This is a genomic window from Clostridium sp. YIM B02506 (assembly GCF_022324845.1).
Classification (GTDB): Bacteria; Bacillota; Clostridia; order Clostridiales; family Clostridiaceae; genus Clostridium_T; species Clostridium_T intestinale.
In genome coordinates this window covers 16,969-36,217 of the sequence record NZ_JAKGTG010000042.1, presented here as the reverse complement: position 1 = coordinate 36,217, position 19,249 = coordinate 16,969, and the positions used below count along the sequence as shown (strand labels likewise).

Genomic DNA, 19,249 nt, shown 5'->3' with positions numbered 1-19,249 from the left:
TCCAAATCTACCATTAGATAATGCAAAAAAGGATGTAGTAGATTTGTTTTCACACAAATCTTTCTACATCCCCAAATAAATTGAGAACTACTTTTAAGATTATATCTTATATTTATCCATATCGTCATTAAATTGTTCTGCTAACTGCTTAAACTCTTGTATACTCTTAGTAAGATTTCTAATATCTTCTGTATACATTAATACACTAGAACTTACTTCTTCTGATGCTGCAGTATTTTCTTCTGCTATAGATACTAGAGATTCAATCTTGCTATATACTTCAGACATAGAGCCTGTCTCTTTTTCAAGTAGGTCTGAAGTTTCAATCATCTTATTTGCTACTAGGTTTATAGTTGTATTAGCACTATCACTATAGCTAACAGCTACATTTAATTTGCTGTTTTCTTCTTTTAAAACATCAAATTGTGTTCCTATGTCTGTTACTACATTATCTATTTCACCAATTATTTGATTTAAACTTCCAGTTATATCATTAACAGCTTGTTGTGATTGTTCTGCAAGTTTTCTAACTTCTTCAGCTACAACCGCAAATCCTCTTCCAGCTTCACCAGCTCTAGCTGCTTCTATAGATGCATTTAAAGCAAGTAAGTTTGTTTGTTCTGCTATTGAAGATACTAATGATACGATTTGTGTTATTCCTTTAGCCTTTTCTTGTAATTCTAAGCTATTAGTTTTAACATTGCCGAATTCTACTAATACATCATTAAGCTTGTCTGATGTAGCTTTAGTGTTTTTATAACTATTAGTAATTTTAGCTACAGCATTTTCTAATTCGCCTTTATTTTCATGTTCTTTTTTTGTTACATATACTATAGATTGAACACTATCTTTTAGCATAGCTACTGATCCTTCTATTTCAGAGGTTTGAAGTATTGCAGCATTAGCAACTTGTTCTACTACGCCACCAATTTCTTCTGAAGTAGAGTTCATCTTGTTAGCTATATTACTTACCTCGGCACTAAAGGTGTTAATCTCATCTGTAACTCCTTTAAACCCAACAAAATCTTCTGTGATTACTTTCTTATAATCTTTTATTAAATCATAGAATTTTTCATAGGAATCATTAGTTTCAAGATATAAATCATCCACATAATTATGTTGCTTAAGTCTTTCTAAATCATTGATTATGACCTTCATAGGTCTATGTAATATATAGTTGGCTACAAATGAACCAATTAAACCACTTGCAATTGAAGTGTATATAAGTAAATCTTTAGCTGTAAAATAAACTAATAAATTTAATATAGCAATTATAAGTGTTGATAAAATTGTTACCTTTGCTCCTACATCCTTTAGGAAACCAAAAGATAATATCTTATTTATTTTATAACTTTTCTTAACATATATATCATTTTCAAAAGTTAATTTTAATTTAAGATTATCAGGGGTTCTAGATATTTCTTCAGTACTTAATTTTTCATTAAAGTGCTTACTCGCTCCCTCTATTAATCCTTGAAAGTAATCAAACATACCTCTTTTAGAAGAATACTCAAATATAGCTTCTCTTTTAGATATTGGTTCCAAGTTTAATAGTGGCGGTTTTGCTCCTGGTATTCTTTTAACTACAATAACGTGAACATCATACATTGATTTTAAAAACGTATATAGATTTTCATGTTTAAAAAATGCTGGATAATCCTTAAAAAATGCCTTTATATTATCAACACCTATTTTTCTCCATAGTTCAGAAATAGATACCTTATTAGCCTGAGCTATATTAGATATTAATTTATTAATTATTGCATCATCTACATCTTCTAACGGAGAAAAAATCTTATGTCTGTCAAGTCCAGCAGAGGCTAAAGCATTTTCAACGCATTCTTTACTATACATATTACTACATGTTTTCATCCAGGTACTTACAACAGTTCCTTTCATTTTTCCACCCCTATTTTTATGAAATATTTTAAACTAATTATATCACTAACTTTCTTATTACTCTACTTAATTCTTCATGAAATTATTTATTAATAATTATTATCGCTAAAATTATAATTTAATTTAAAGTCCCATTATAGCTGGGTTTGTATAGGTTTTCCTTTTGCTTGTAAATACCATTTATACTTTTAATATACAATTTTATGGGTTTAAAATAAAAAAATTGCCAAGGCGACTATGAGCCGTCGATTTTTTTTGCGCATCTGCCTTTCCAAACGCATGTGAGGAAAAACTGGCAGGCGCTCAATTTTCTTGTTTTTTATTCTTTAGGTGATTTAGTTAAATCTATGATGTAATTAAATTTTCTAAAGTTATCCACAAATTTTTAAAAATATAATTTCTAAAGAATAAAAAAACCATACATTTCTCTGTATGGTTTATAATACATCTATTAATCTTGAAATAAATCAATAGCTCCCAGTACTACATGAGCTAATCCAAAGCCTAATACAGCTGTTTCTAACATTGGCACTATATCTCTTTTACCCATGCTGTGATGTCTTGCATCCATACAACGAGCTGCTATTGCTCCTGCAGTTACTGCGGTACCTAATGCTGTAGGAATTAATCCTTCTTTTATTTTATGATTTCTTCTGTAATTCATAATATATCCCTCCTTAATGTTTACAAACATATTGTGTCCATTAAGCATTTAGTTTTATTACATTTTTTACGTTCTATACAGATGAAATCATACCCACTTAAATTAATAATTTCTAAAATATAATATTTATTGTAATTATATTAATTCATTGGCTTTAATATATGGATTTCTGTATCTATTTTTATTTTGTGTGCTTTTTCCAAGGTTTATAGCCTTACTTGGACATATATTTATGCAAGCCATACAGTCTATACATTTTCCTTGCCACTTAGGATATCCTTCAACCATTTCTATATTATTTACTGGACATATTTTTTGACACATAGAACAAGATATACATCTTTCGTCAACATTAAAGTTTTTGTCTTTTTCTTTATATGAATCTTTCCATAAACTATAAAATTTTTTATGAATTAAAGAATATCTCTTTGGTAATGCTTTTATTTCTTTAACCTTTAGTGTTTTTATAAATTCTTGAAGCTTAGAGTTGTTTTCTTCTATAGCCTTTTTAGCTCTTTCTTCTGTAGGATTTTTACCCATTCTGGTATAGTTAGAAATATATTTTATTATAACTGAATTTTTTATTTCTCCTTTATCCTCTAGAATCTTATCTATTTCTATTAATGGAAAATTTGACTTACCTCCACCAGTAACTTCTACAGCAAATATATAGGCATCTTTGTTAATCTTTATTTTTTCTATAAAGTCTCTAACTATAATTGGCAGTCCATATGAATGTAGTGGAAATACAATTCCTATCCTATCTCCTTCATACTCAAATTTTCCTTCCTTCATAGCTTTAGGTATTGATATTATTTCACATTCATCTAATTCATCTTTTATTTGCTTTGATACATACAAGCAATTTCCCGTAGATGAAAAATAAAATATCTTATTTTTCATTATTACTCCTCCAAAATTCTTTGACTTGTTTATTTATAGAACTGTTATCTTTGACTACTTTAAAATCTCTCCAACCTTCTGGCATAAGTTTAATATACTTTTCAGTTAAAAACCTATCATCAATTAATAAAACTGCACCCTTATCTTCTTCTCTTCTAATAACTCTCCCTACAGCCTGCATAACTTTATTGATTCCTGGATAAACATAGGCATAGTCATATCCTGTTCCCACTTCATTAAAAAAGTCCTTAATTAGATTTTGCTCAAAAGATAATTGAGGGAGACCTACCCCTACTATTATTGCTCCTATTAAGGAATCACCTTTTAAATCTATCCCTTCTGAGAATATTCCTCCCATGACACATAAGCCTAGTTGTACCTTCTCCTTTGGCTTTTTAAACTTATCTAAAAAATCTTCTTTTTCTATCTCAGTCATATTTTCTTTTTGAGGTATATATATAATCTCATCACTAAGCTTAGTTAAAAGTTCCTCAGCTTGTTTCATATATCTATAAGACGGGAAGAAACACATATAGTTACCTTTTTTACCTTTTACAAATTCTATTATCATAAGAAGTATCTTCTCAATTGTTGCCCCTCTATGTTTAAACCTTGTAGATATAGGCGCTATTAAGGTTAATAGATTTTCTTTTGGAAAAGGTGAGGGTAAACTCATCTTATAGCTATTTTCCTCTCCTCCAAGAAGTTCTATAAAATAACTGCTTGGTGATAATGTTGCTGAAAATATAACCTTACTTTTAGCTCTATTCATTCCAGTTGTAAGATTGTCTCTTGGATTAATACAATAAAGCTTTAAGATTAGTTCATTTCCATCAATAATAACTAGGCTTAAATAATTTTCATCATATAGTTCACTCATATTTATAAAAGTATTTAACTCAAAGTAAACATCTAAAACCTCTTGATAATATTGAAAATCCCTATTATTTATTAGAAATTCATCACACTCTTTTAAATAGTCTCTAATATATTCGTATACCACATTAGGTTCTTCTGTTATAAACTCATTTTCTCCTTTCCCGTCTCCCTCTTTTCTCAAAGCTATCAAAAAATTATTTATCTTATTTAATCTTCTTGTTAGCTTTTTTTCTCCCTTTAAAAGATTTTTAAGGTCCAAAATCTTTCTTTTACTTATAGCTGCTGAAAACATCTCTCTTCCTCTAGATACTAGATTATGAGCTTCATCTATTAAAAATATATAATCTTCTGTTCTTTCATCAAAAAATCTTTTTAAGTATACTCTAGGATCAAATGCATAATTATAATCCCCTATTATTACATCACACCAAATTGATATTTCTAAAGAAAATTCAAATGGACATATTTCATATTCTCTAGCATATTCTTCTATTTTTTCTCTTGTAAATTCATCTTCATTGTTAAGTATTTTAAATAAAGCCTCATTGACTTTGTCATAATACCCTTTTGCATAAGGACATTCTTCTGTATTACATTTTCCCTCTTCACTAAAGCAGATTTTATCTTTAGCTGTTAAGGTAATGCTTTTTACTTTTAAAACCTTATCTCTTAAAATGCTTATAGATTCTTCAGCTACTGTCCTTGTAATTGTCTTAGCTGTTAAATAAAATATTCTATCTGCCTGCTCTTCACCTAATGCTTTTATGCTAGGAAAAAGTGTTGATATGGTTTTTCCTATTCCTGTAGGCGCTTGTGCAAAAAGCATACCATTATTTCTTATGGTATTGTAGATAACAACCGCAAATTCTCTTTGTCCTTGTCGATACTTTGGAAAGGGAAAGGTTAAATCTTTTATAGAATTATTCCTAATCTCCTTCCACTCTAAAGTAAACTTTGCCCATTTTACATATTCGTTTACTACACTATTTACAAATTCCTCCAGTTCCTTAATGTCGAACTTTTTAAGAAAACTTTTTACTTCACTACTTTCTAGATTTATGTATGTGAGTTGTAACTCTATGTTTTCTAAACTATTTTCTATTAAATACATATATCCATAAAATTTAACCTGAGCCCAATGTAGTAAGTTATCTTCCTCTTGGATATCAATTAAATCTCTAGTTGTACTTTTTATTTCATCTATGATTATCTTTTCATCTAACTCTATTATCCCATCAGCTCGTCCTTCTACTGTTAACTCTATATCTTCTCTAATAAATACGTGCTTTAAATAAACTTCCTTTTTATAGTTTTCATAGGTTTTACTATTCTCTTTTTGTAAATATTGATGAGCCTTAGTTCCTTCTTGCGCCCTTTTGTTACCTGTATATCCGCTATCTATGCTTCCTCTTCTTAAAATAAATTCTATAAGATTTCTTACAGATATTCTTAGTTCTTTTATATCCATGGTTATCCTCATTTAAGTATATTTGATCTGATGTCTAGCCACTGTAGCACTCCCATCCTATATTAAGTCGGGAGCTAACAGTGGCACGACCCTAGATAAGTTCAACTAAGATTCAGTTGGAGACCAAACTCCACCTGAATCAAGTTTCACTTGATACTTAATATTTTACCCTAAATAATAGCTATTAAAAAGGAAACGTACCAAAAACTTTTTGATACGTTTCCTTTATTAGAACTTATTCAAATCTCAGAGCATCAATAGGATTCAATTTTGATGCTTTATTGGCTGGATATATTCCAAACACTACTCCAACTAAGAAGGAGAAAATAAATGCTCCTATTACTATATTGTTAGAAATACTTACACTTAAATTAAAGAAGTTTTGAGCCACATAAGCACCTAAAAATCCTATTAAAACTCCAAAAATACCACCTAGTGTACTTATTGTAGCTGCTTCTATCAAAAATTGTGTTAAAATCACTCCTCTTTTAGCTCCTATAGCTTTTCTTATGCCTATTTCTCTAGTTCTTTCTATAACAGAAACCAGCATAATATTCATTATACCTATTCCCCCTACTACTAAAGATATTGCAGCAATTCCTCCAAGCATTGTAGTTAAGCTTGAAGTAGTTGAGCTAGCTGTTTCTAAAAGACTTGTCTGATCCATTATTCTATAGCTATTTGTATTATTATCATACTTCTTATTAAGAAATAAGGTTAAATATGATTTTGCTTCACTAACACTGTCTTTATCTGTAGCTTCCGCATAAAATGTTTTTACAGTTGTAGTTTGTAACAATCTTTGAGCTGTTTGTAATGGAATTATTACCCTATCATCACTTGAACCTGTAGCACTTGTTCCTTGGGACTCAAGAACTCCTATTATTTTAAACTCAATACCACTTATATACATTGTCTTTCCTACAACATTTGTTGTTGAAAATAGATTTGTAGCTGTTTCTGAGCCAATTACTGCAACCTTATATCTATTTTCATCGTCATTATCATTAATGAATCTACCACTTGCAACTGCTAATTTCCTTATATCTGCATAGTTAGCTGTTGAAGCTTCAAGTGTAGTAGTTTTAGATGTTGTTCCTGCTTTTACATTTATGTTTCCTTGACTTAATGCAGGAGCGATCTCTTTAATACCTGGTTTAGTTTTTAATTCTTCAAGCTCCTCATTAGTAATTGCCTTAGTTCTATTTCCAGTTATACTAACTGTTATAAGATTGGTTCCAAGGCTTTCAATTTGCTCAGTTACCTGCTTTTTCGTTCCTTCTCCTATTCCTACTAATATGCTTACTGAAGATATTCCTATTATTATACCAAGCATAGTAAGAAAAGATCGCATTTTATTACTCCAAACAGATGCTAAAGAAATCCTAATTAGTTTTGAGATTCTCATATGCTTATCTCACCTACCTTCCAAGTATCTGAGGTGATTATTCCATCTCTTACAGTTATCATTCTTTTAGCCTCGGCTGCTATTTCCTTATCATGAGTTATTATAATTATGGTATTACCTTCTTTATTTAAATCTTCCATCATATTAAGAACTTCTCTTCCTGTCTTACTGTCTAAGGCTCCTGTAGGTTCATCTGCAAGTATTATCTGAGGTTCTGTTACCAAGGCTCTGGCTATTGCAACTCTTTGCTTTTGACCTCCTGATAACTCATTAGGCTTATGCTTTAAATGGGTTTCTAGACCAACTTTTTTTAATGCTGACAATGCTTTTTCTTTTATTTCACGACTACTCATTCCTAAATATAAAAGGGGTAATTCTACATTTTCCAAAACATTTAATTTAGGCAATAAATTATAATTCTGAAATATAAAACCTATCTTTTTATTTCTTATCTCTGCTAATTTTGAATCACTACATTTTGTATTTAATCCATCTAATATATATTCTCCACCACTTGGTGTATCTAGGCATCCTATTATGTTCATAAGCGTTGACTTACCTGCCCCAGAAGGCCCAACTATAGCTACATATTCACCTTTATTAATACTTAAGTTAATATTGTCAAGAGCCTTAAATTCACTACTTCCCATTGAATATATCTTATTTATATTACTCATATTAATTACTTCAGATTTATTAGTGTATTTATTCATTACCTCACCTCCTTAAGGTCTTTGTCCTCCTGATGGAGCTCCACTTCCACCACCCATAGAAGAGCCTCCCATAGATGCTCCTCCAAAGCTGCTTCTCTCACTTCTATTAGTGTTAGTTGATGTAGTTGTTGTTGGCAAAGTAATAAGTAACTTTTCTCCCTCTGTTACTCCACTAACTATTTCTACATAACTCTCATTTTCTAGTCCTGTAGTAACCTCTACTCTTTGTCCCCTTGACTGAGCTCCTTCACTTTCACCAGATGAACTTGAAACTGTAACATATTTTTTATCACTTTCTTTTGTTACTGCTTCAACTGGAACTACTAATGCGTCCTTTTTACTTTGTATTGCTATTGTGATATTAGCATTCATACCAACCTTAATAGCTGTAGGCTCCTTTATACCTAAAGTTACATCATAAGTAGTTACATTATTGTTGCTTGTACCCAATTGTGCTATAGCTTCAACTGTTCCTTCAAAGCTTTTATCACTTATTGCATCAAACTTAACTGTAGCTGTTTGTCCACTAGTTACTTTAGCTATGTCTAACTCATCTACAGCTACCTTAACTTTTATAGAATTTGGATCTATTATTGTTAAAACTGATTTAGCTGCTTGTACATCATCCCCTGTGTTATAAGTTTTAGCAACCACAACTCCTGATATTGGGGAGGTAACTGTCATTTTATTATAATTAGCTAATGCTTTTTCATACTGCTCTTGTGCATTAGTTAATTGTGTTGTGTCTGCTGTTGAACTATTTTGAGCACTTTCTAATGTCTGTTTTTGTTTATCTAAATTATCTTGTGCAGTTTGAACTTTCCCCTTTAGTAATTCATCTGTGGGATTAGCTTGTAACGCTTTATTAGCGGAATCTAATTGAGATTGAGCATTTTTAACAGCAGTTTGTGCTTCTGATATTTTTGATGCTCTTTGATTATTAGAGGTTGTTATTGCTGTCTCTTGTTTTGATACGTTGTTTTTAGCTGTTTCTAAAGCATTTGCAATGTCTTCACTATATGCTACAAAAAGAGTATCTCCTTTATTAACAGTATCTCCTACTTGAACATTTAGATTTTGTATAACCCCCTCATTACTAGGAGTTACCTCTTTAGAAGTACCTGCAAATGCACTTCCTGTTCCTTGTATATTTACTGATAAATCCATTTTAGATGCCGTCGCAGTTATATATCTACTACTTGCTGCTACAGCTTTATTAGTACCAAAAAACCTCTTATACCCAAAAATTCCTCCTGTAATAACTGCTACGGCAAGAGCTGCTACTATTAATGATTTAATTAATTTCTTTTTCACAGTAATTCCTCCTAAATTATTTATTGTTTATAATTCCGTTTATTAATTTTTTAATCTATACCTTAAATCCAGAGGTTATTTTGCTTAACCTTCTAGACATTTCTAATAAATCTTCTGTGGTTTTCTCTATTCCATTCATAGTTTTAAGTTGTTCTTCTATACTAGAGCTTATATTCTCAGTTCCTGATGCTATTTCATTTGAGGATAAAGCTATGTTATTTATTGCTTGCTCTATCTCTTTCGCACTTTCCACTTGTTGAACATTTGCTTTATCTATTTGCTCTATTTCTACAACTATTTCTTTAACATTTTTAATGATATTTTGGATACTTTCACCTACTTCAGATGCCTTTTCAACACCTTTAGCAACTTTTTCTTCTACCTGATTTACTGAAGTTACTGCTGACGCTGATTTTAACTGATTCTCCTTAACCAATTCATATATATCTCTAGCTGCCTTACTACTTTCATCTGCTAATTTTCTGATTTCGTCTGATACTACATTAAATCCCTTGCCAGCCTCTCCAGCCCTTGCAGCCTCTATTGCTGCATTTAATGCTAATAGATTTGTTTGTTCTGATATTGATGTGATTATTTTTATAATATCTCCTATTTTTCTTGAGGAATAATCTAACTCATTTATTATTACCGACACCTCTTTAGATGAACTTGCTATATTAGTAATTGAAGATACTATTTCATCTATTTTGTTAGCTCCATCCTCCGCTGATTCTTTAACTTTTTTACTATTATAAGCAGTCTTTCTACTTGCATCAGAAGCCGCTTCTGAAAATCTTGCTGCTTCTGAAAGTCCTGCAGTAGTTTCTTCTGCTGATGCCGCTCCATCTGATGCTCCTCCACTTATATCTACTACAGTCTTAGAAATCTCTTCTAAAGACTCTGTGGTTATTGCTGTTGCTTTACTTAGTTGTCCACTTGAAGACTCTATAACCTCAGCAGAACTAGCTACTTCTTTAATAATTGACTGTAATTTATCCATAAACAAATCAAAACTTTTACTCAATTGTCCTATTTCATCTTTGCTTTGATAATTAATCCTTTGAGTTAAATCCCCATTGCTTTCTGAAACCTCTTTTAGCTTCCCAGTAACCTTTTTTACTGGCACAATTATTGATCTTATTATTACAATTGATAATAAAAGAGAAATGACTATACATATTACAACTATAGATATTAATATCATTACCGTTTTTTTATAATCAGCTTTACTATCCTGATAAGTATTCTGTGCTTCTAAAACATGATTGTTTATAACCTCATCAAAAGATTCAACTAAGGCTATCTTCGCCTCATCAAAAGCCTGCATATTATTAGGTGCTCCTCCAGCTCCATCTTGAGATTCTGGTGGAATTTGTCCTTCTAAATGTGATCCATTTTGCTGAATAAGACCACGTTGTTCTGCATTTTCAACAAATGTGTCCTTGGCTGCAATAAATGCGTCATAATTACTAAATAAACTTGAAAAATCCTCATCATCTTTATACTCAAGTAAGGCCTCATCTATATCAGATACCTTAGTTGCTATTGCATCTTTTATAGTTTTCTTCTCATCGTCATCACTTGCATCCATTAAAGAATTACCTTCATACCTGATATACTCAATATCTGATTTTATATTTTCTAATTTTATAATTGGAGCAACCCTTTGTTCATTTAGTTCCATAATTTTATTGTTTAATACTGTCAATTGTTTTACTGAAGTCACTCCTATTATGGTCAGGAATATTAAAAAACTTATAGATAACAAACTAATTTTTTGTGTCAATTTAACATTTTTGAAAAAATCCATTCTTTTCTCCTCTACTAAGCACGTCATCTTCTATTTGCCAGGTTTTAAATCATACAATTCTATAGAATTCCCTCTACCAAAACCCTGATTTAATGTCTTATTTCCAGTGGTTGAAGTTTTAGTGTTATCCCACTTACTTCCTGGAACCAATACACCATTTTCTTGAACCCAAGACATTATTTCATTATTTCCACCTCTACCTTGTCCACCAGTTATGACATATCTGATTTCTCCTTTATTCACCAATTCTTTAAACTCATCTAAAGTTAATATCTGATCAGAGCCACTAAATCCTCCTAGAGTTATTACAGATTCACCTGTATTTATGATTATTTGTGAAGCTGTACCAGTAGCTGATTGTACTGCCACCAAATATTTTTCACTGGTTATATTGGATTTAAGGTAATCTACAAGCTTAGTTATATCTTCATTACCTTCTAAGGTATTTCCCATTCCTATCTCCTCAGTTCTCAAACTTAACCCTGCTGAAGGGAATGTTCCTGACATTTTATAAAACATTGTAGTTGATGACCAAACTAATGGTGTTATTAACAATCCTATTACCGATATTGATACTACAATTTTGTCTATTATTTTTTTATCATTATTTCTTAGTAAATTTAGTGCAATTAAAACTACCGAAGATGCACCAGATAAAACAAATACTGTTATAGCTAATATTTTGCTTATATTATCACTACTATAATAAGAGAGGATTAATAGTTGAACTCCTGCATTAATTATAAGAGCTCCCGGTAAAAACCATGATTTCCAACCTCTATCTTTGTAAAGTTCCCACATAGATATAACACCTATACCTGTTAATGCTGCTATAGGGGGAGCAAGCATAGTTAAATAGTATGGATGAAATAACCCTGTTGTAAAACTAAAATATATAAATACAGGTACTAACCACGTAAACCATAGTGCTAATCCTAATTTCTTTTTGTTATCTAACTTTAAGTTTAATTTCTCCTTTATAGCGGCTGCTATAAAACCTATTAATGCTAATGGAAATAACCATATTATTTGATCTGACAAACTGTTGTTTTGAAATAATCTTGTAATACCAGCTCCCTCTGAGCCTCCCATATTACTCACTTGGCCACCACCAGCTCTCATGTTACCAAATCCCATACCTCCTTGAGATCCACCTTCTCTTTGAGGCATATTTCCACTTGAACCATCCGTTGCTTTACCTTCACCCATATTTCCTTCTCTTTCTGGATTACCTTGCATCATTTGTCCATTGGTTCCTTGTGGCGATTGAGGCTTTTCACGATCTCCATTTGATGAATAATTTTCTGTTTGTGATTCTTGCCCTCTATCCATACCTTCTTGAGGATTTATTTCACCAAATCCACCTTGTCCACTTCTATTTGAACTTCCAAGACCAAGTCTTTCTAATCCGTTATGCCCTATTATTAATTCCATAACCGTATTATCTGTGCTGCTTCCTATAAATGGTCTATTCTCTTCTGGAACTAAATCTACAATAAAGGCCCAACTCAAAGAAGTTATTAAAAGAACTATGGTTCCTAATACTAAATGTCCTATCCTCTTTTTCCATGAAACTGCTGTAGATAACAAATATGTTATATATAAAGCAGGTACAATCATGTAAGCTTGAAGCATTTTTATATTAAATCCTATACCTACAAGAACTAAGCTTAAAATTAATAGTTTTAAATGTCCTTTTTCTGCCGCTATTGATAACACCCAACATGCTAAAAGCAAAACTAATACTAAAAGATTATCGTTTGTATTATTTCTACTATCTGCTACAAAAATTGGAGTTATAGCAAGACACAAAGATGATATTAAAGCAGCTGGAATCCCGAAAGATCTTTTTACTATTTTATAAATAACCCATACTGAGATAACTCCTGCTAAGGCTTGGGGGGGAATTATGCTCCAACCGCTATACCCAAATATCTTTGCTGATAATGCCTGTATCATAAATCCTAAAGGTGGTTTATCTATAGTTACAAATCCCGCTGGATCAAATGATACAAAGAAGAAATTCTTTAAACTCATCGTCATGCTTTTAACACCAGCGGCGTAGTACTCATTCCCATAACCTTCAATACTTAAATTAACTAAACTTAAAAATCCTGATAATATTAAGATTGGCACAAGCAGAATTTCGTTTTTTGATAGCTTTAACTTTCTCATTTATTCTTTCCCCCTTAGGTGATTCCTTACTTATTTCATATTTCAAATTATAGCCACTAATTGTAATGCTATTATCAAATAATTATGTGAAATTTGTGTGATGATAGACCTTAGAAGAACTCAACTTATATATTGTCCCTGTTTATATTCTCTATTTCTTTATTCACAGCCCTATTAAAGTTAAAAATTTAAATATTATTGTACAAGTGTACAGACGTACACCTGTACACTTGTATAATTGTAAAATTATACATTTTTCTATTTGTACAGTTGTACAATTGTACAAACGTACAAATAAAAAAGGCTTAAGTATCTTTGACTACTTAAACCTTTTTTACTAAATTGGATATTTAATTATAAAACTTACACCATTTTCTCTATTAACAGCTTTTATACTTCCACCATAAAAATCTACTATCTTTTTAGATATGGCTAATCCTAGTCCAAAATTCCCCGTTTTATCTTTATAGAGTGTTTCAAATATATGTTCAATATTATCTTCAGATATATTCTGTCCGTCATTATAAAGCTCTAAAACTCCATAATTTGCTTCTCTTTTAAGCTTTACTCTCATCTGGCTTTTTGCATATCTCAATCCATTTTCTAATATATTTTCAATAGCAACTTTAACCTTTTCTTTATTACCTTTAATCATAATTCTATCAAGGTCGAGATCCCAATCAAGGTTGCTATTTACAACTTCAAACCTATTTATTATCTTTAAGAGAACTTCTTTTAAATCAAATTCTTCATTGTCAATATTATTTCCTAAAACATAATCTAATGTATTAAGATATAATAACTGCTTTATTTTTTTCTCTAAACTAATTGCTTCTTCTTTTATTATTTCAGCTGTTTTCTCTACTGAGTCTATATAAACTCCATCTATAATAGCCTCTGCATGACTCATAATAACCATAACAGGTGTTTTTAAGTCATGAGATATACTTTGAAGAAAAGTTTTTTCTTCCTCGTCTATTCTCTTTAGTTCTATCTGCATCAGATTCATAGCCTTTGCCAGTCTTCCAATCTCATCTTCACTTTTAATTATTATAGGCTCTTTCCAATCCTTTTGAGCTATTCTTACTGTATGATTCTCTAATTCCTTAAGAGGTTTTGAGATACGATTTGCAACTACCTTAGCTGTAAAAAATCCTATTCCAATAAAAATAATTCCTATAAACATAACTATGTATATTATTATATTATCTTCACTATTAGGAGTAAAAGAGATTAAGTATTCATTTTCAGAGGTGTCTGTTTTAATAGAACTTATTACAAATATATACTTTCTATTATTAAAATACTCCTTAAATTCACTTTCAGTCATATCTCCTTTAGCAAAAGTAGCCATCCATTCTCTGAATCCCTCATCTTTTATTCCAGGAGGTACTATAACTCTATTTCCTTCTTGTACATTACCTTCATTTTGAGGAAAGAATTTCTCAGAAATTTTTCTTACACTTTCTATCTTTATCTCTCCAGAATTACTCACCTTAGCAATAAAATGTTCACTTCCTCTAAGGTTTCTTAATTCATCAAACCTGTTAGGTTGAATAAAGTTTTCGCTATCAATTATAGCATCATGAAAAACCTTTAAATCTTGCATCTTATTGGCTTCATTTATGGTTCTGTAGGCAACTAAATATACTATTGAAATACTACATATTATAACTAAAATCACTGCTGTAAATGTAGTCCAAATTCTCATTGTTAATGATTTAAATCTTAATTCCCTCATGACTTATACACCAACTTATATCCATAGCCATACACAGTCTCTATATTTAACTTGTCAACTTTTTTTCTTAATCTTCTTATAGTATCATCAACAACTCTATCTGAACCAAAATAATCGTCTCCCCAAACATTTCTAAGTATTTGGTCCCTAGATATTAAGATGTTTTTATTTTCAGCTAGATAATTAAGTAATTCAAATTCCATTTTAGTTAATTGAATCTCTATTTCCCCAAGGAAAACTGTTCTTTGTGTTTTACTAATGACATAATCACCTATATTTATTGATAATTCTGATACTCGCTCTTTTTCATCACCATAAATCCTCTCCATAAGTTTATTAGTTCTTATAACTAACTCCCTAGGTAAAAATGGTTTAGATAAATAGTCATCACTTCCTAGCTCAAGTCCAACAACTCTATCAAGCTCTTCATTTCTTGCTGACATAAATATTACCGGAGTATTTTTATTATTATCTTTTATCTTTTTTATAAGCTCATACCCATCTGCTCCTGGAAGCATTATATCCAATATCCATAAATCTGGCATATCTTTTATTTTTTGCAGGGCACTATCTCCATCCAAAAATGTTGTTACTTTATAACCTTCTAGTTGTAAATATCTTTCCAATAAAATATTTAAACTCTTTTCATCCTCAACAAGATATATTATCTTATCCATTATTATCACCCCAGAATTTATCTTATTAAAATACATTTTTATTCTAACATATAAATTTCTAATCATTTTAGATATATTATGTGAAGATTATGTGTTTTTCATTATTTAGCTACACATATTTATCTGTAAATATGACCATATTGTCAAATTTATGATAATAATATCACACATTGTCGTTTAATTCATATTATATATTGCAAAAGAGACTAAATTTATCTAAAAGGATGTGCTTATTTTGAGTAATGAATTTTATATTGATAGCACAAATAATGAAATAGTAGATCCATCGAATCCTGATACTATTCCTAAGTTTACAGATAAGTTACCTCGTCCTCCTGTAATGAGGCCTCTTATAGAAAACGGGAATATATATTATGAGATTGAAATGAAAGAAAGCTATCATTCTTTTCATAAACAATTTCCTCTCACCTATATTTGGGGTTATGAGGGGATTTTTCCTGGACCTACAATAGAAGCTGTAAAAGATAAGTCAATATGGGTACGCTGGATTAATAATCTTCCTTCAAAGCATTTTTTACCTGTAGACCGCACTCTTCATGGTGCTTCTGATTCGCCAGAAGTAAGAAGCGTAGTTCATCTTCATGGTGCTAATGTTGACTGGGAAAGTGATGGCCACCCTGATGCTTGGTTTACAAAAGATTACACCTTTACTGGGAAAACTTTTAAGAGAAAGGTTTATAGATATACCAATCACCAGCCTGGTACCTTAATGTGGTATCACGATCATAGTATGGGAATAACTAGATTAAATGTTTATGCAGGTCTTGCTGGACTTTATATTCTTCGTGACCCACTTGAAAAGAGATTAAATATTCCTAAAGGTAACTACGAAATCCCTTTGATGATTCAAGATAAATCCTTTAACAAAGATGGTTCTTTATTTTATCCAGATTCACCACCATTCCCAGTGGATGTAAAACCATCAGTAGTTCCTGCATTTTTAGGTAATACAATTGTAGTAAACGGTAAGGTCTGGCCATATCTCAATGTTGAACCTAGAAAGTACAGATTTAGAGTTATTAATGGCTCAAATACCAGAGGATATGCTCTAAGTTTATCTAATAAACAAAACTTTTATCAGATTGGTACAGACGGGGGATTGCTACACCATCCTGTTACACTGGACTCAGTAGAATTAGAACCAGCTGAAAGAACTGATATAATAGTTGATTTTTCTAACTTAAAAGGAGAAACTATTACTCTAAACAACGAATCTCCAGATCCAAACATTAGCGTAATAATGCAATTTAGAGTATGTCTACCTTTAAGAGGAGAAGATAAGACTGAAATTCCCCATGAACTAACACCACAAAGTCATTTAACTGAAGACTTAGCTGATAATTCTAGACTATTGACATTAAGTGCTTCAACAGATCATTACGGTAGACCTATGCTTATGTTAAATGATCGTATGTGGAGTGATCCAACAACTGAAAAACCTGAATATGATAGTATAGAGATATGGAATATATTAAACTTAACTACTTTTCCTCATCCTATTCATATTCATTTAGTTCAATTTAAAATATTAGATAGGATTCCTTTTGATGTTTCTTTTTATCAGGAAACAGGTAAGATTAAGTATACTGGACCACCAGAAGCTCCTAGAAACTTCGAAACTGGTTGGAAGGATACTGTTAAAGTTTTTCCTGGAATGATAACAAGATTAATCATGCATTTTAAAGATCATGCTGGGGATTATGTGTGGCATTGTCATATACTCGAACACGAAGACCACGATATGATGAGGCCAATTAGAGTATTAAAAGACTCTATAGCAATAGAATAACTTTTTAATTAAAAGCCATTATAAAATTATAATGACTCAGGCTGTTAATTTTCCTATAATGTAAAAAACCTTGGAAGATACTTATTTTAGTATCTCCCAAGGTATCTAAAAATTAAACGTAGTGAAAATTTAATCTTATAGACCTAATAAACCTATCCAATATCCAATTATACCTACTGCAAATAATCCGAAGATTAACCATATTGGACTTACTTTTTTCTTTAATAATCTCATGCAAAGGAATGTTAATCCTAATGCTAATAATCCTGGTAATAAAGAATCTAAAACACTTTGAACAGTTGTAACTGTTACTTCTCCAGCAGCATTAGTAACTCTTGAAAGTTCAAATGGAACCTTTATAGATGTCCATCTAGCAACTAAAGCACCCATTATGAATAATCCAAGTATTGAAGCTCCTTCAGTTAATTTTTGTAGCTTATTACCAGCTAAATCTTTAACTATGTTAGCACCAACTTGATATCCGTAAAATTGTGTAATCCATCTAAATCCTAAACGAACTACATTCCATAAAACGAAGAATAATATTGGTCCAAGTAAGCTACCACCAGTTGCTATTGAAGCTCCTAATGCAGCAAGTACAGGTCTTAAAGTACCCCAGAATATTGGATCACCAACTCCTGCTAAAGGCCCCATTAAACCAACCTTAACTCCGTTTATAGCTCCATTATCTATATCTGCACCATTAGCTCTTTGCTCTTCCATTGCACAAGTAACTCCTAATATAGGTGATGTTACAAATGGTTGAGTATTAAAGAACTCTAAATGTCTCTTTAAGGCATCTTTTTGTTCCTCTTTAGTTGTATATAACTTCTTAAGAACAGGATTCATTGCATATGCATACCCTATAGCTTGCATTCTTTCAAAGTTCCAAGAACCTTGATGAAAGTTTGAACGAAGGAATACACTAATTAAATCTTTTTTAGTTAATTTTTTTTGTTCACTCATTCCTATTTCCTCCTCCTTCTTAATCTAACACATCATCATCAAAGTCATCACTTGCAGATGCAACTTGCACTGCTCCATTATACTTTGGTGATAATTGTAGATATAGTAAAGCTAAAATTGTTCCTAATATACCTAGAGCTACTAGATTATAGCTTGAGAATGAAGCTACAACAAATCCTAAGAAGAACATAGGCATTAAGTGTTTAGCACCCATCATGTTTATAACCATAGCGTAACCAACTACAACTATGAATCCACCTGCAACTTGAAGTCCTTTTGTAATAAAATCCGGAATCGCATTTAGCATATTTGTCACTTGATCTGTACCTGCAAACATAGCAACTATTAATACTGGTATAGCTACACGAAGTGCTTGGATAACCAATCCACCTAAATGACACATATCTACTCCAGTAAAGTTAGCTTCTTCAGCATATTTATCAGCTCTGTGTTGTAAACCAACTGATAAAGTTCTTGCAAATATTGTTAAAACTTGACCAGCTGCAGCTAGTGGTATAGCAATAGCTATTCCTTCTGCAATGCTTTGTTTAGAAACTATTACTAAAATTGTGGATATACAGCTAGCAAGTGCAGCATCTGGTGCCATAGCTGCTCCTATATTCATCCATCCTAAAGCCATTAATTCTAATGTTCCACCTAATATAATACCGGTTTTCATATCTCCTAATATAAGTCCTATAATTGTACATGATATCAAAGGTCTGTGTGTTTGGAATTCATCTAGAACTGAACCAATACCTGAAATACATGCCCATGCTACAACAAGAATAATTTGTAAAGCATTCATAATTTTCTTCCTCC

At 31.2% G+C, this 19,249-nt stretch carries 14 protein-coding genes; 1 reads left to right on the top strand and 13 read right to left on the bottom strand.

The window, feature by feature from the left end; translation table 11 throughout:
- Positions 1-99 precede the first annotated feature (99 nt).
- The 11 genes from L1S49_RS21255 to L1S49_RS21205 all read right to left on the bottom strand — a co-directional run bounded on the left by L1S49_RS21255 (position 100) and on the right by L1S49_RS21205 (position 15,651).
- Entirely contained in the window at positions 100-1,899 is a 1,800-nt protein-coding gene (locus tag L1S49_RS21255) for a heme NO-binding domain-containing protein (protein WP_238907320.1), read from the bottom strand.
- A gap of 451 nt (positions 1,900-2,350) precedes the next feature.
- Positions 2,351-2,539 (bottom strand): hypothetical protein, encoded by a 189-nt coding sequence (locus tag L1S49_RS21250; protein WP_034857091.1) that lies wholly within the window; start codon positions 2,537-2,539, stop codon positions 2,351-2,353.
- A 159-nt stretch (positions 2,540-2,698) separates the two neighbouring features.
- A complete protein-coding gene (locus tag L1S49_RS21245; RefSeq protein ID WP_238907319.1) occupies positions 2,699-3,466 on the bottom strand; it encodes an EFR1 family ferrodoxin in 768 nt (255 codons plus the stop codon).
- The gene (locus L1S49_RS21240; protein ID WP_238907318.1) at positions 3,456-5,825 is read right to left on the bottom strand and encodes an ATP-dependent DNA helicase; all 2,370 of its coding nucleotides are present in this window, start codon (positions 5,823-5,825) and stop codon (positions 3,456-3,458) included. Before L1S49_RS21240 ends, L1S49_RS21245 begins: the two co-directional genes overlap by 11 nt.
- Before the next feature lie 223 nt (positions 5,826-6,048).
- Positions 6,049-7,221: an ABC transporter permease gene (locus L1S49_RS21235; protein WP_181602210.1), complete on the bottom strand. Its 1,173-nt coding sequence runs from the start codon at positions 7,219-7,221 to the stop codon at positions 6,049-6,051.
- A complete protein-coding gene (locus L1S49_RS21230) occupies positions 7,218-7,934 on the bottom strand; it encodes an ABC transporter ATP-binding protein (RefSeq protein WP_238907317.1) in 717 nt (238 codons plus the stop codon). The genes L1S49_RS21235 and L1S49_RS21230 overlap by 4 nt, the downstream gene beginning before the upstream one ends.
- A 12-nt stretch (positions 7,935-7,946) precedes the next feature.
- On the bottom strand, positions 7,947-9,248 hold the full coding sequence (locus L1S49_RS21225; protein WP_238907316.1) for an efflux RND transporter periplasmic adaptor subunit: 1,302 nt from the start codon (positions 9,246-9,248) through the stop codon (positions 7,947-7,949).
- Positions 9,249-9,303: 55 nt separating this feature from the next.
- Positions 9,304-11,058, bottom strand: coding sequence for a methyl-accepting chemotaxis protein (locus L1S49_RS21220; protein ID WP_238907315.1), 1,755 nt, complete (start codon positions 11,056-11,058; stop codon positions 9,304-9,306).
- A 30-nt stretch (positions 11,059-11,088) separates the two neighbouring features.
- A complete protein-coding gene (locus L1S49_RS21215) occupies positions 11,089-13,233 on the bottom strand; it encodes a glycosyltransferase family 39 protein (protein WP_238907314.1) in 2,145 nt (714 codons plus the stop codon).
- A 337-nt stretch (positions 13,234-13,570) separates the two neighbouring features.
- Positions 13,571-14,974 (bottom strand): HAMP domain-containing sensor histidine kinase, encoded by a 1,404-nt coding sequence (locus L1S49_RS21210; protein WP_238907313.1) that lies wholly within the window; start codon positions 14,972-14,974, stop codon positions 13,571-13,573.
- Entirely contained in the window at positions 14,971-15,651 is a 681-nt protein-coding gene (locus tag L1S49_RS21205) for a response regulator transcription factor (protein ID WP_238907312.1), read from the bottom strand. Before L1S49_RS21205 ends, L1S49_RS21210 begins: the two co-directional genes overlap by 4 nt.
- A 235-nt stretch (positions 15,652-15,886) precedes the next feature.
- Between L1S49_RS21205 and L1S49_RS21200 the strand changes: the two genes are divergently transcribed.
- Entirely contained in the window at positions 15,887-17,461 is a 1,575-nt protein-coding gene (locus L1S49_RS21200; protein WP_238907311.1) for a multicopper oxidase, read from the top strand.
- Between the two features lie 135 nt (positions 17,462-17,596).
- Here L1S49_RS21200 and manZ read toward each other — a convergent pair whose 3' ends face one another.
- Together manZ and L1S49_RS21190 are read right to left on the bottom strand one after the other, a co-directional pair.
- Positions 17,597-18,427: a PTS mannose transporter subunit IID gene (gene manZ, locus L1S49_RS21195; RefSeq protein WP_073018963.1), complete on the bottom strand. Its 831-nt coding sequence runs from the start codon at positions 18,425-18,427 to the stop codon at positions 17,597-17,599.
- A 19-nt stretch (positions 18,428-18,446) separates the two neighbouring features.
- Entirely contained in the window at positions 18,447-19,235 is a 789-nt protein-coding gene (locus L1S49_RS21190; RefSeq protein WP_021803657.1) for a PTS mannose/fructose/sorbose transporter subunit IIC, read from the bottom strand.
- Between the last annotated feature and the right edge of the window lie 14 nt (positions 19,236-19,249).

Coding starts and splice junctions, on each gene's coding strand:
- L1S49_RS21215 (WP_238907314.1), bottom strand. CDS start 13,233: ATGAGAAAGTTAAAGCTATCAAAAAACGAAATTCTGCTTGTGCCAATC.
- manZ (WP_073018963.1), bottom strand. CDS start 18,427: ATGAGTGAACAAAAAAAATTAACTAAAAAAGATTTAATTAGTGTATTC.
- L1S49_RS21190 (WP_021803657.1), bottom strand. CDS start 19,235: ATGAATGCTTTACAAATTATTCTTGTTGTAGCATGGGCATGTATTTCA.
- L1S49_RS21205 (WP_238907312.1), bottom strand. CDS start 15,651: ATGGATAAGATAATATATCTTGTTGAGGATGAAAAGAGTTTAAATATT.
- L1S49_RS21235 (WP_181602210.1), bottom strand. CDS start 7,221: ATGAGAATCTCAAAACTAATTAGGATTTCTTTAGCATCTGTTTGGAGT.
- L1S49_RS21245 (WP_238907319.1), bottom strand. CDS start 3,466: ATGAAAAATAAGATATTTTATTTTTCATCTACGGGAAATTGCTTGTAT.
- L1S49_RS21230 (WP_238907317.1), bottom strand. CDS start 7,934: ATGAATAAATACACTAATAAATCTGAAGTAATTAATATGAGTAATATA.
- L1S49_RS21240 (WP_238907318.1), bottom strand. CDS start 5,825: ATGAGGATAACCATGGATATAAAAGAACTAAGAATATCTGTAAGAAAT.
- L1S49_RS21255 (WP_238907320.1), bottom strand. CDS start 1,899: ATGAAAGGAACTGTTGTAAGTACCTGGATGAAAACATGTAGTAATATG.
- L1S49_RS21210 (WP_238907313.1), bottom strand. CDS start 14,974: ATGAGGGAATTAAGATTTAAATCATTAACAATGAGAATTTGGACTACA.
- L1S49_RS21220 (WP_238907315.1), bottom strand. CDS start 11,058: ATGGATTTTTTCAAAAATGTTAAATTGACACAAAAAATTAGTTTGTTA.